General features: G+C 57.0%; 13 protein-coding genes. 5 read left to right on the forward strand and 8 right to left on the reverse strand.

What is annotated here, in order from left to right; translation table 11 throughout:
• Nucleotides 1–54: 54 nt before the first annotated feature.
• Complete coding sequence (locus tag GOX73_RS01790; protein ID WP_171123564.1) at nucleotides 55–795, forward strand: SDR family NAD(P)-dependent oxidoreductase; 741 nt, start codon at nucleotides 55–57, stop codon at nucleotides 793–795.
• Nucleotides 795–1,721 carry a 3-hydroxyacyl-CoA dehydrogenase NAD-binding domain-containing protein gene (locus tag GOX73_RS01795; protein ID WP_171122706.1) on the forward strand — a complete coding sequence of 309 codons (927 nt, stop codon included), beginning with the start codon at nucleotides 795–797 and terminating at the stop codon, nucleotides 1,719–1,721. The genes GOX73_RS01790 and GOX73_RS01795 overlap by 1 nt, the downstream gene beginning before the upstream one ends.
• 21 nt (nucleotides 1,722–1,742) lie before the next feature.
• On the opposite strand, the gene GOX73_RS01800 is transcribed toward GOX73_RS01795, so the two are convergent.
• Complete coding sequence (locus GOX73_RS01800; RefSeq protein WP_254429101.1) at nucleotides 1,743–2,513, reverse strand: DUF3299 domain-containing protein; 771 nt, start codon at nucleotides 2,511–2,513, stop codon at nucleotides 1,743–1,745.
• 363 nt (nucleotides 2,514–2,876) lie between these two features.
• Here GOX73_RS01800 and GOX73_RS01805 point away from each other — a divergent pair, with 363 nt between their 5' ends.
• From GOX73_RS01805 to GOX73_RS01815, 3 genes are all read left to right on the forward strand, one after another.
• The gene (locus GOX73_RS01805) at nucleotides 2,877–3,077 is read left to right on the forward strand and encodes a hypothetical protein (RefSeq protein ID WP_171120929.1); all 201 of its coding nucleotides are present in this window, start codon (nucleotides 2,877–2,879) and stop codon (nucleotides 3,075–3,077) included.
• Nucleotides 3,074–4,570, forward strand: coding sequence for a GMC oxidoreductase (locus GOX73_RS01810; protein ID WP_171122710.1), 1,497 nt, complete (start codon nucleotides 3,074–3,076; stop codon nucleotides 4,568–4,570). The genes GOX73_RS01805 and GOX73_RS01810 overlap by 4 nt, the downstream gene beginning before the upstream one ends.
• 101 nt (nucleotides 4,571–4,671) lie before the next feature.
• Nucleotides 4,672–6,075 (forward strand): MATE family efflux transporter, encoded by a 1,404-nt coding sequence (locus GOX73_RS01815; RefSeq protein ID WP_254429102.1) that lies wholly within the window; start codon nucleotides 4,672–4,674, stop codon nucleotides 6,073–6,075.
• 6 nt (nucleotides 6,076–6,081) lie between these two features.
• Here GOX73_RS01815 and GOX73_RS01820 read toward each other — a convergent pair whose 3' ends face one another.
• The 7 genes from GOX73_RS01820 to GOX73_RS01850 all read right to left on the reverse strand — a co-directional run bounded on the left by GOX73_RS01820 (nucleotide 6,082) and on the right by GOX73_RS01850 (nucleotide 11,823).
• The gene (locus tag GOX73_RS01820; protein ID WP_171122712.1) at nucleotides 6,082–7,182 is read right to left on the reverse strand and encodes a M56 family metallopeptidase; all 1,101 of its coding nucleotides are present in this window, start codon (nucleotides 7,180–7,182) and stop codon (nucleotides 6,082–6,084) included.
• Nucleotides 7,169–7,564 (reverse strand): BlaI/MecI/CopY family transcriptional regulator, encoded by a 396-nt coding sequence (locus tag GOX73_RS01825; RefSeq protein WP_171120934.1) that lies wholly within the window; start codon nucleotides 7,562–7,564, stop codon nucleotides 7,169–7,171. The genes GOX73_RS01820 and GOX73_RS01825 overlap by 14 nt, the downstream gene beginning before the upstream one ends.
• Before the next feature lie 66 nt (nucleotides 7,565–7,630).
• Nucleotides 7,631–8,035, reverse strand: coding sequence for a DUF2160 domain-containing protein (locus GOX73_RS01830; protein WP_171122714.1), 405 nt, complete (start codon nucleotides 8,033–8,035; stop codon nucleotides 7,631–7,633).
• Nucleotides 8,036–8,043: 8 nt separating this feature from the next.
• The gene (locus GOX73_RS01835; protein ID WP_170410573.1) at nucleotides 8,044–8,841 is read right to left on the reverse strand and encodes a carbohydrate ABC transporter permease; all 798 of its coding nucleotides are present in this window, start codon (nucleotides 8,839–8,841) and stop codon (nucleotides 8,044–8,046) included.
• Nucleotides 8,838–9,701 (reverse strand): carbohydrate ABC transporter permease, encoded by an 864-nt coding sequence (locus GOX73_RS01840; protein ID WP_170383538.1) that lies wholly within the window; start codon nucleotides 9,699–9,701, stop codon nucleotides 8,838–8,840. Before GOX73_RS01840 ends, GOX73_RS01835 begins: the two co-directional genes overlap by 4 nt.
• Nucleotides 9,698–10,774 carry an ABC transporter ATP-binding protein gene (locus GOX73_RS01845; protein ID WP_171122716.1) on the reverse strand — a complete coding sequence of 359 codons (1,077 nt, stop codon included), beginning with the start codon at nucleotides 10,772–10,774 and terminating at the stop codon, nucleotides 9,698–9,700. The genes GOX73_RS01840 and GOX73_RS01845 overlap by 4 nt, the downstream gene beginning before the upstream one ends.
• Nucleotides 10,774–11,823: an ABC transporter ATP-binding protein gene (locus GOX73_RS01850; RefSeq protein ID WP_171120941.1), complete on the reverse strand. Its 1,050-nt coding sequence runs from the start codon at nucleotides 11,821–11,823 to the stop codon at nucleotides 10,774–10,776. Before GOX73_RS01850 ends, GOX73_RS01845 begins: the two co-directional genes overlap by 1 nt.
• Nucleotide 11,824 lies beyond the last annotated feature (1 nt).

Here is an 11,824-nt window from a genome sequence, read left to right on the forward strand (position 1 = left end):
CGTCGATGCGCAGCAAACCTGCACATTGGTTCAACGTATGAGGGTCGTGCAGTGATGCGGTTAGCAGGAAAAACAGCATTCGTGACTGGTGGGCGGCAGGGAATTGGCAGCGGAATTGTTGACGCTTTCGCACGCGAAGGCGCGTCAGTGACGACATGCGGCCGTGGGCCAAGACCGGACGGGTTGAAGGGCGACATCGTCTGGATATCGCTTGATGTCACAGACGCTTCTGCCGTGGACGAATTGGCAACCTCGATCAAAGACCTGAGCATCCTTGTGAACAACGCAGGCGTGCAGGTTGAAAAGAATGTGGTCGACAGCTCGGACGCAGATTGGGACGCGGTGGTTGGAACGAATTGTAAAGGCGTATTCAACCTCTGCCGCGCGATTATCCCCCGAATGGCAGAGGGCGGCTCGATCATCAATATCGGTTCTATCTCCGGGATGGCCGCGGATCCCTCGATGGCCTTGTACAACGCATCCAAGGCCTTTGTGCATGGGCTCACCCGATCAATCGCAGTCGATCACGGGCCGAGGCTGCGCTGCAATGCGATTTGCCCCGGCTGGATTGAAACAGGGATGTTGGACGCCGGGTTTGATCTGGCGAATGACCCCGACGCTGCGCGTCGCGACGCGCTGGCGCGGCACGCTGTTCGAAGGTTCGGCAAGCCACAGGATATTGCAAACATGGCGGTCTGGCTGGCTTCGGACGAGGCAGGTTTCGCGACTGGTCAGTTGTTCACTGTTGACGGTGGCATGACTGCGGCTTCGCCCCTAAATCCGGGATTGTTTTGATGGATATTCAGCATACGGCCTGTCTTGGCGGCGGTGTTATTGGCGCAAGTTGGGCCGCATTGTTCCTGGCTTCGGGGCGGTCCGTTGCGATGTTCGACCCTGATCCGCAAGCTGAAGGAAAGGTGCGCAGCTATATAGCGGACGTCTGGCCGTCTATGGAGGAACTTGGTCTTGTTCGAAACGGAAACCCGGACGCGATCACCTTTTGTCACCATGCGACGCAGGCCGTGGAAGGTGCTGGTTTTGTGCAGGAAAATGTACCTGAGCGGCTCGACATCAAGCACGCAACCTTCCACTTGATCGAACCTGCGTTAGAGCAGGATGCAATCGTCGCAAGCTCTGCCTCCGGCTTGACGCTGGGACAGATGCAAACCGGATGGGCGGACCCCTCACGCTTTGTCTTGGGGCACCCATTCAACCCGCCGCATTTGATTCCGCTGGTTGAAGTGCAGGGAAACGACAAGACAGCTTCGGGCGTTGTCCAAGCTGCACATGGTTTTTACGAAAGCCTCGGCAAAACGACGATCCGAGTGAACAAAGAGGTGCCGGGGCATGTGGCCAACCGCCTGCAGGCTGCACTCTGGCGCGAGGCCATTCACCTTGTTGTCTCTGGCGTTGCGTCGGTTGAGGATGTCGATAAGGCGGTCTGGGCTGGACCGGGCCTGAGATGGGCGGCAATGGGGCCGACCATGTTGTTCAATCTCGGGGCAGGAGAGGGTGGTCTGGAAGCGTTCTGCGACCACTTCTCAGACACGTTCAACCGATGGTGGGATGATCTGGGTCAGGTCCATTTGACGGATGATGTGAAACGGCAAATGACCGAGGGAGTTCAGGCGGCGTCACAGGGGCAGACGCCTGCTGAACTTTCCAGAAAACGCGATGCGCTTATCGTTTCCGTGCAAAAGTCCGTATCAGGGTTGCGATAAAGCACGGCCCTTATCCCGGACCTAGTCAGCCGTCGTCTGCCCACCGGTCTTGCGACGGCCAGCCGCGCGGAGTTTGTCGGCTGCGCTGTCGCTCCACTCTAAACGATCCTCGCGGCTTTCCAGCGTTTCAACCCGATCAGCATCCAGCATGAACGTCGCTCGCATTGGCATAAGACCGTCCACGACGACCATCTGGTGGTCGGTCGGATCAATGTTCAACTGACCCGTCAAACGGACAGGTTCGTGAAAATAGGCAGGTGTCCAATCACTGTTCAGCCTGACCCGGATCATCTGGTTCGGCGGAGGAGGGGGCATGTGGCTGCACATTCCCCGTTGGGGGACCAGATACGCAATCTGGCGACCTTCTGCGTCGGGCGGTGCCGGGATTGCAAATCCCGCAACGGTTATGTTTTTGCCATCAAATACCGGATTTCCCGCGTTCGCCGCTTTTTCCCGACGCTCCATGACGACGTGACGCTGGTCAAGCAACCAGTCGATGTCGATGCCGCCTGCGGCCAAGGCAGCTTCGGTTTCGTCCAGCATCTCTTGCCAGTTCTGACGTTCTTCTCTGGTTCCGCTATCCTGCTGTAGCCTGCCGCGCAGTCGGACGACAAACAGCACATCATCGAAATCTTCGGGGCTCAGGTCGCTGTAGGGGTCTTCAAAGACTTGGGCGACCGGGTCGGGCAGGTCCGCCCAGTCAACCGAAACACCAGCCGACGCACCGCTCGCATGAAGTGATAGCGCGACACTCGCGACAGCCAAACCTCGAACCCATTTCTTCAATAACAATGACTTTTCCCGCATTACTTGCTTTCGCTACTCATAATATAGGTCACTTTGAGCCTGGAGAAGGCGGATAATTTCACCACCCAAGGTCAAAACAATCTTTTGATCCTGCGAGCGCCCATCCAAAGGGTCGTTCACTCACCCGCATATTGGTCGGCCTGAGTATAAATCGCCGCCTTAACTGCGACTTCGCTTTAGTTTCGCGCGTGCCGTTTCCCGCCTGATTTTCGCAAAGACCGTCCTAAATCGAGGTAAATTTTTAGGTTTTGCCAAACCCCACTCAAAAAAAGTATAATTACCCAATGTTGCTCTGGCTGGTTTTGGCCGTTCGCGTATTTGTTGTTTGTAAGAGTATTGTGGTTACCGATGGCTTCACAGAAACGAACTGTTAAGCGGCGGCACGTTTTTGGTGTGCTGGCCGCCATTGTTTTGATACCGCCGATCACACGGGTTGGTTTTCTGCGGATTAAGGACAACCCTCTTCCACCTGTTGCAGACCCCAAACCTGTCCTTGTCGATGGCTGGTTGTTGGACGAAAGCGATCTCGACGGTGGAGAGGTGTCATGATCCTCGACGCACGAGGCGACATTCCCGCATTGGATGACCGCTACGATTGCTGCATCGTGGGTGCCGGGCCTGCAGGAATGACGCTTGCTTTCAAACTGGCAGAATCCGGGCAACGTGTTCTTTTGCTTGAAGCTGGCGATTGGGAAGTGACCTGGGAATCTCAGGACCTGTACGAAGGGGAAAATCTGGGGTTGGAATACTACCCCCTGTCCGCCCCGCGCCTTCGGGCCTTGGGTGGAAGCACGGGTCATTGGGGCGGGGTGTGCCTATTGTTGGACCGTTCTGATTTCCTGCCGCGCGATGATGTTCCGCTAAGTGGCTGGCCAATCCGCTTTGAAGATCTGGTGCCCTATCAGGAAGAGGCGGCAAACCTTCTGCAAACCGGTCGCTTCAGCGCGGATATTCGAAAGCCCGTTGATGACCTTGGAAATCTGGAGGTCGTTGAACAGCGTTTCAGTTCCGACCGCCAGTTTCATGATGTTCGAAATGAAGACCCCGTTCGTTTTGGTGTCTCTTTTCAAGACAGATTGAAGAACACTCCGAATATTGATCTGGTCCTGAACGCCAATGTCGTGGGGTTTGCGGTCGATGGTGATACAGGCCGTATCACCCAGGCGCAGGTTCGCAATTATGAAGATGGACAGGGCGTGGCCACGGCCGACCGGTTTGTGTTGGCATTGGGCGGCATCGAAACCAGCCGCATGTTGTTGCATCTGAATGCGGGTCACGAAAATCGCTTTGGCAACCAGAACGATATGGTCGGGCGGTGTTTCATGGAACACCCGATTATCGACAACGACACCTACTTTATTACCAAGCGGCTCTATTCGCACTCACCCACGTGGGAGCTTGAACGCCTGTTGCGCCGGTCCCGGCCTGAACTTTTGCTGAGCCCCAGTCACGATTACATGCTCAAGAATGGATGGCTGAATTCTGCTGTGCGGCTGCAACGTCTCAACCCTCTGCCGATCAGAGAAAAAGCAATCGGCGACGCCGAGTTTATCAAGAGCCTGCAATTCGAAGAGGACTACTTCTTTACCGGGACGTCCTTTGTGATGGGGGAACAGCAGCCCAATCCCGCAAGCCGAATTGTGCTGACCGAAAATCGGGACAGGTTTGGCTTGGGCATCGTCGGGCTGGACCTGCGGTTGACCGAGAAAGATATCGAAACCCTGCGCGGTTCCACAGCCGAAGCTGCCAAGTTCCTGATCCGCAGCGGGCTTGGTCGAATGCGCGTCGATCCGTCCCTTTGGAATCGTGAGCCGCTGGAACAGTTGCCGCTTGACTATTCCAGTCACCACATGGGCGGCGCGCGTATGTCTTTGACATCTGAAACCGGCGTGGTCGACGCCAATTGCAAGGTGCATGGTGCGCCCAACCTTTATGTTGCGGGGTCAGGGGTTTTCCCAACCAGTGGGCATTCAAACCCGACCTTCACGATTGTTCAGCTTTCACTACGTCTGGCCGAGCATTTGGCTGATCCAACCGCCTAGGGTACCGCAGACCGCAAAAGACCGGATGGCCCCAATAAACGGTTGCGCAGTCGCGGTGTCCGCTGGCAAATTGCAGTCGCAAGCGGGGGGACATCGAGCACATGCAATCAGGATCGTCGGGCAAGGCTGTTTTTCTGACAGGCAGCCTGATGCGGCACGTCACTCGGATGTCGCTGACCACTAGTATCGGGTTGATGGCAATTTTTGCCGTCGACTTTGTGGATATGGTTTTCATTTCGATGCTGGGTAATGACGCGCTGGCCGCGGCCGTGGGATACGCGGGCACTCTGCTGTTTTTTACGAATTCCGTTAATGTCGGTCTTTCGATCGCCGCAGGTGCGCTGGTGGCGCGGGAACTAGGTGCTGGGCGGCCCGAACGTGCAAGGCAGTTCGCGACCAGTGTTGCCATTCTGGGCATATTGTTTGGTTTAATCGTGTCCGCCATCGTGATGATTAAAATACGCTTTCTTCTGTCTGTCTTGGGGGCAGAAGGTGAGGTGCTGCGTCTGGCGGCGCGCTACGTGTCGATCATTTTGCCGACCATGTGGGTCATGGCCATGGCGATGGCTGGCATGGCCGTTCTGCGCGCGAACGGGGACGCCCGGCGTTCGATGATGGCGACGATTTATGGTGGGATCACAAACGCTGTCCTGGACCCGATCCTGATTTTCGCTGTGGGGCTCGGTCTGGACGGTGCGGCCATTGCGTCAGTGATCGCACGCCTTTGCATGTTGATCGCTGCGATCAGGCCCGCCGTGCGTGTGCACCGCGCGTTTGCGCGCCTGTCGTTCCAACAGGTTCTTGGCGATTTCCGCTCGGTACGGGCAATTGCTGTGCCTGCTGTTTTGACGAATGTGGCAACCCCGGTGGGAAATGCAATCGTCATCCGTGAAATCGCCCAATTCGGCACAGACGCCGTTGCCGGTATGGCCGTGATCGGACGGCTGATACCTGTTGCATTCTCGGTCATCTTTGCCCTGTCGGGGGCAATCGGGCCGATCGTAGGGCAAAATTTCGGTGCCGGACAACACGACCGCGTAAAAGAAGCCTTTTGGTCCGGGGTCAAGTTTACGGCCGTCTATGTCTGTCTCATGGCCGCAACATTGTATATCCTGCGGGCCCCTATCGCGGATTTGTTCCGCGCGCAGGGGGAGACGCGGGCCTTGATCTATCTTTTCTGTGGGCCTCTGGCGCTTGCGTCATTCTTCAATGGGGTGATTTTCGTCTCCAATGCCAGCTTTAACAATTTGGGCCATCCCGTGTATTCGACTTGGGTCAACTGGGGGCGACACACTTTGGGAACCTGGCCATTCGCCGTGGCTGGTGCCTATATCGCAGGCGCGCCCGGCGTTTTGATCGGGCAGGCACTGGGGGGCGTCATATTTGCGGCGATCTGTATCGTTTTAGTCCGCCGCGTCGTGTCGCGATTGAAGGAACCTCAGCCAGTTGACCCGTTTTCGGGACAAAAACGGCTTCAGGCTCTATTTGGACGGCGCGGTTGGTAGGCAAGGTCAGTCGGTCTGACTTCTGCGCGCTTCCAACCTTTCAAGGTTCACCACAGTGGACAGCATGATGCGGTCGTGGCTCCAATCATCTGCCTGACGCACCGAGGCTGCGGCCAATCCAAGCACCATCGTAAACGCGATCGTCAGGCCGAGAAACAGAAGCGGCATGGAAGATTGAACCGAGGGTGCTTCGGCCAAGGCGATTACCCGTTGACGCAGCACTCGTTTTGCCTTGCCTCCCGTTACCAAGGCTACGTTCAAGACGCGTGGGCTTCCTTGAACAACGTTTCTGGCGCAATAGTCCAATAGACAGGTTGTATAGTCACGCGCATTGATACCCCTGCGGGCAACAACGGATTGGTCGCAAGCAAGTTCGCGGAGCCGGTCAAACTGGTATTTCAAAACAACATAGGCCGGGTTCCAGAACAGGAGCGGGCGCATCAATTCAAAACCCAGTTCCCACTCAACATCTCCGGCGCGCACGTGCTGCAACTCATGTGCCAGTGCAAAGCGCAATTCGCGCGGGGTATCAAGAAGATGGCTGGGCAAGACTACATGGCGTCGGCGCAGACCGCGCACCGCAAAAGGTACGGCGATGCGATCAGATAGCCGGATATCTACCTTGGCAGAACGCCGCCATAGATAGCTGCTGTTGATCGTGTTGCGTATCGCCAAAGCGTCATACGCAATCCGAACCGCGTACCCCACCGATATGATTGCAAGAAGGACAAGCACAGCAGACACAACCGGATACTCGCCCGAGAAGACCAGATCGCCCCAGCGCTGACGTGTGTTGAGCAGCGCCTCAAACTGAGTGGCTGGCATGGCAATATCGCCTCGCAGATAAGCGGCGACAGCGATATCGCCGATCGCGACAACACCGCGGGCCGATGTCTGAGCGGCCAGTGCGAAAACGCCAAGGGCAAGCACAGGACTGAGAACAACGCACAGGCACAGCGCCTTAAGCGCACGAAGCTGGATTACAAACCCATGTTGCAAAGGCGTCTTTGCAAGGGCAGCTCTGACCGCCAACCAAACAAATGCTGCCAGAACAAGTACAAGGTTCAGTTCGAGATAGGCATCGAGAACCGGTTTAACCGCCGTCATTTTGCAGTCTCCTTTCTACCAATGCCCGAATTTCCTCTAGATCGGCTTCGCTAAGGCCGGCGTCGTCCACCAGACGCGCGACAAGTGTGGCAGGTGTGTCGTCGAACAAAGTTCGTGACAGGTTCTGCAACGACCGGGCCTGATATCTGTCTTTCTCCAGAAGCGGCGTATAGATCAGCGTCTTTCCGTCCTTGCGGCTTTCGACAAAGCCTTTTTCGTCGAGAATACGCAGGATGGTAGCGCCGGATGTATAAGCGAGATTGCGTTCAGCAGGCAGACGATCAAGCACGTCACGGACCGAGCCCTGACCAAGTGCCCAAAGCTCATTCATGAACTCGAGCTCTACTTCGGTCAGCAGGTTTGTTGTTTTTTTCTTTCGCATCGGTCTTTCGTGTCGCATTTTTTAGTATGCCTGACAGACAAGCATCCTTTCGCTGTTTCGCAAAGCTCAAACTTTCCAGAAGACGAAAATACCCCAGCCGATTGACAGGAACAGCGGTGTCCAGACGGGCTGTCCCACGAACCCCAGCCAGGCAAGAAAGATGTAGGCCGATCCCAATAGGGTGATAAACAGACGATCGCCCAGTGTGGTCGTCAGGCCCAGAACGCCGCGCCGTTCGATCCCGTCGCGGAACTTGGTGGCTTCGAGGACGCCGATCAAAGCAATAGCTGAGAAGATGCCAACAAACACGGCCAGTGTGGCCGGTGTCCATGCCATCCAAAAATCGGGCCAAAGGGGATCCGTCCAGGAAAAACCTTTCTCTTCTTCCTGTCCGACATTGCCCCAACCGGCTTTGGCTTGGGCGAAGGCCGTTGAAGGCAGGAAGGGGAGGGTAAGTAGTAGTTTACGCATATCGAACCTCACACACGGCCCATCGCGAACCCGCGCGCGATGTAGTTGCGGACAAACCAGATGACGATGGCGCCGGGGATAATGGTGAGCGTCCCGGCGGCTGCCAGCAGGCCAAGTTCATACCCAGCGCTGGAGGCGGTGCGGGTCATCACAGCGGCGATGGGTTTGGCCTCAACCGCCGTAAGCGTCTTGGCCAACAGCATCTCGACCCACGAGAACATGAAGCAGAAGAACGCCGCCACACCCACGCCCGCTTTGATGTTGGGCAGAAAGATCGTCACGAAGAAACGCGGGAAGGAATAGCCATCGACATAGGCGGTTTCGTCCAGTTCCTTGGGGATGCCGCGCATGAAACCTTCCAGAATCCACACCGCCAGCGGCACGTTAAACAGCGTATGTGCCAGCGCCACAGCCAGATAGGTGTCGAACAGGTGGATCGACGAATAAAGCTGAAAGAAGGGCAGCGCGAACACGGCTGCCGGAGCCATGCGGTTGGTCAACAGCCAGAAGAACAATTGCTTGTCCCCCAGGAACCGATAGCGCGAGAACGCATAGGCCGCGGGCAGGGCAACGCAGACCGAAAGTACTGTGTTAAGGGTCACATAGGTGATTGAGTTGATGTACCCCCAGTACCACGTCGGATCCGTAAAGATCGTGATGTAATTGTCCAGCGTAAAGGTCTGCGGAAACAGGGAAAAGCCCGACAGGATCTCGTTCGTGGTCTTGAAGGACATCGCCACTAGCCAATAGATCGGCAGCATCAGGAACGCGATATACAGGATCGGGATAAGGGACCGCTTCTTCATTGCGCGTCATCCTTTGTCATCAGAGTGTAGAAGAGCCATGAGACCAGCAGCGTGATGGCGAAATAGATCAGGCTCATCGCAGCTGCAGGGCCAAGGTCAAACTGTCCCAACGCGATCTTCACAAGGTCGATCGACAGTAAGGTGGTCGAATTGCCGGGGCCGCCTCCAGTCAGAACGAAGGGCTCGGTATAGATGTTGAAACTGTCCATAAAGCGCAGCAGGACGGCGATGGTCAGAACGGTTTTCATCTTGGGAAGCTGGATATAGCGGAACACCGACCACGGGCTGGCTCCGTCGATCTTGGCAGCTTGGTAATAGGCATCCGGGATCGACACGAGACCCGCATAACACAGCAACACCACCAGCGAAGTCCAGTGCCAGACATCCATGACTATGACCGTGATCCAGGCCGACAGCGGCTGTTGGGTCATGTCATAGTTGATGCCCAGAACGTCATTCAGGAAATATCCCATCAGGCCGATTTTCGGCAGGGTGAAGATGTTCCACATCGAGCCAACCACGTTCCACGGGATCAGCATCGGCAGGGCCATCAGCACCAGACAGACCGGGACCCAGAACCCTTTGCGGGGCATGGACAGGGCCACGATGATGCCCAAGGGCACCTCGATCAGCAGGATCAGGAAGGTAAAGAGGAACTGCCGACCGAGGGCCGCTTGGAACCGGTCCGAACGCAGGATTTGTTCGAACCAGCCCAGCCCTTCCCAGAAAAACTGGTTGTTGCCAAAGGTTTCCTGCACCGAATAGTTGACTACCGTCATCATCGGCACCAGCGCGTTGAATGCGACCAGTGCCAGCACGGGCAGGACAAAGAACCACGCTTTTTGGTTTTCCGTTCTCATTGCGACCGCTCCTCGGTTGCGATCCAGCCGCCGCGGTAGACGCGGGATTGTTCTGGTTTGAATTGCAGAAAGACCTCTGATCCCGGCTCGGGCACACTGTGTTCCGTCACCGCTTTCAGGGCCGTATTGCCGACCATGGCGCTGACCACATAGTGGCGGCCGATATCAGCCACCTTGGTCACATGGGCCGGGATACCGGTGTCGCCAAAACCCACATATTCGGGGCGAATGCCCAGATCGGTGCGACCTCCGTCGCCGTGAGTGGGGCCTTCCAGCATCACCTCATGACCCTCGAAAACGGCACGGTCGCCTTTGGCCTCACACGGCAGAACGTTCATGCCGGGCGATCCGATAAAATGACCCACAAACGTATGCTGAGGCCGCTCGAACAGTTCAACCGGCGTGCCAATCTGCACAACTTCGCCTTCCTGCATCACTACCACTTCGTCGGCAAAGGTCAGCGCCTCGGTCTGGTCGTGGGTCACGTAGATCATCGTTGCTTTGACGCGCTGGTGCAGCTCTTTCAGCTTGGACCGAAGTTTCCACTTCAGGTGCGGGTCAATAACGGTCAGCGGCTCGTCGAACATCACCGCGTTCACGTCATCGCGCACCAACCCGCGCCCCATCGAGATTTTCTGCTTGTTGTCCGGGCTGAGGCCACTGGCGCGGGTGTTCAGCATATCGGTGACGTCCAACATCTCGGCAATCTCATCGACGCGGCGCTTGATGGTTGCAGGATCGACTCCCCGGTTCTTCAGCGGAAAGGCCAAATTTTCGCCCACGGTCATCGTGTCGTAGATCACCGGGAACTGGAACACCTGCGCGATGTTGCGCTGATCGGGGGGCAGGGCGGTGACGTCCTGACCATCGAACAGAATCTGACCCTCGGACGGGGTCAACAGGCCCGAGATGATGTTCAGCAAAGTTGACTTGCCGCAACCCGACGGACCCAACAGCGCATAGGCCCCGCCATCGCGCCACGTCACGTCGATTTCCTTCAGTGCATAGTCCTCGGGACCTTTCGGGGCCGGCATATAGCTGTGCCTAAGGTTTGAAAGCTTGATCTGAGCCATTAGACAACCCTTTTTCCGTCTTGGCTGAAGTACCGGCAATGCGCTGGATTCATGTAGAAACTATGGTCTTCGCCAACCTGATAAGGGTGCACACCTGCCGCCAATGACACCCAGGCGTCGTCCCCATGTTGGAAATGCGCACTGGAATCCGAGCCCGAAAGCTCGGTCACGATCACGCGGCCCGTCAGTTCTACATCGATGTCAGATGTGCGGAATGGGGTCACCCGGTGCGGGCGGACGGCGACCATGTATTCGCCATCGGCCATGTCCGAGACTGCCCAGCCTCCACCACCTGCAAGCTGCGCCTGCGTGCCTGATACGGTGATGCGCGCCACGTTGATCGGCGGGTCTGAAAAGACGCGCGCAGCCGCGATGTTTTCGGGGTTGCGATAAATATCTGCGGTCGGGCCGAACTGCGTCACACGTCCATCTTCCATCAGGGCGGTGTAGCCGCCCAGCAGCAACGCCTCTTCGGGTTCTGAGGTCGCATAGACCACCACGGCCCCGCGCCCGGCGAACAGATCGGGCAACTGCTCGCGCAGTTCTTCGCGCAATTTGTAGTCGAGGTTGGCCAGCGGTTCGTCCAGAAACACCGCGCGGCTTTCCTTGGCAATTGCGCGGGCCAGCGCAGTACGTTGCTGCTGGCCGCCCGACAGCTCATGCGGGCGGCGGTGCAACATAGGGCGCAGTTGCAGCAGATCGGCTGCCTCTTCCACGCGGCCCTCGATCTCGGATTTCGCCATGCCCGCCACGCGCAGCGGCGAGGCGATGTTGTCGAATACAGTCATATGCGGGTAGTTCACGAAGAACTGGTGGACGAGGCTGATCTGCCGTTTTTGCGTGTTCAGCCGGGTCACGTTCTGCCCGTCCATCAGCACTTTGCCAGAGGCGATCGGGTCCAGCCCGGCCATCATCTTGATCAGAGAGGTCTTGCCTGATCCCGTCGCGCCCAACAGCACATTGAAATGGCCGGTCTGAAGCGTCAGGTTTGTGGGCTTGATGTGGATGACGTTGCCAACCCGTTTGGTGGCGTCTTGAAGTTCGATCATG

The organism is Ruegeria sp. HKCCD7221 (assembly GCF_013031225.1).
GTDB lineage: Bacteria > Pseudomonadota > Alphaproteobacteria > Rhodobacterales > Rhodobacteraceae > Ruegeria.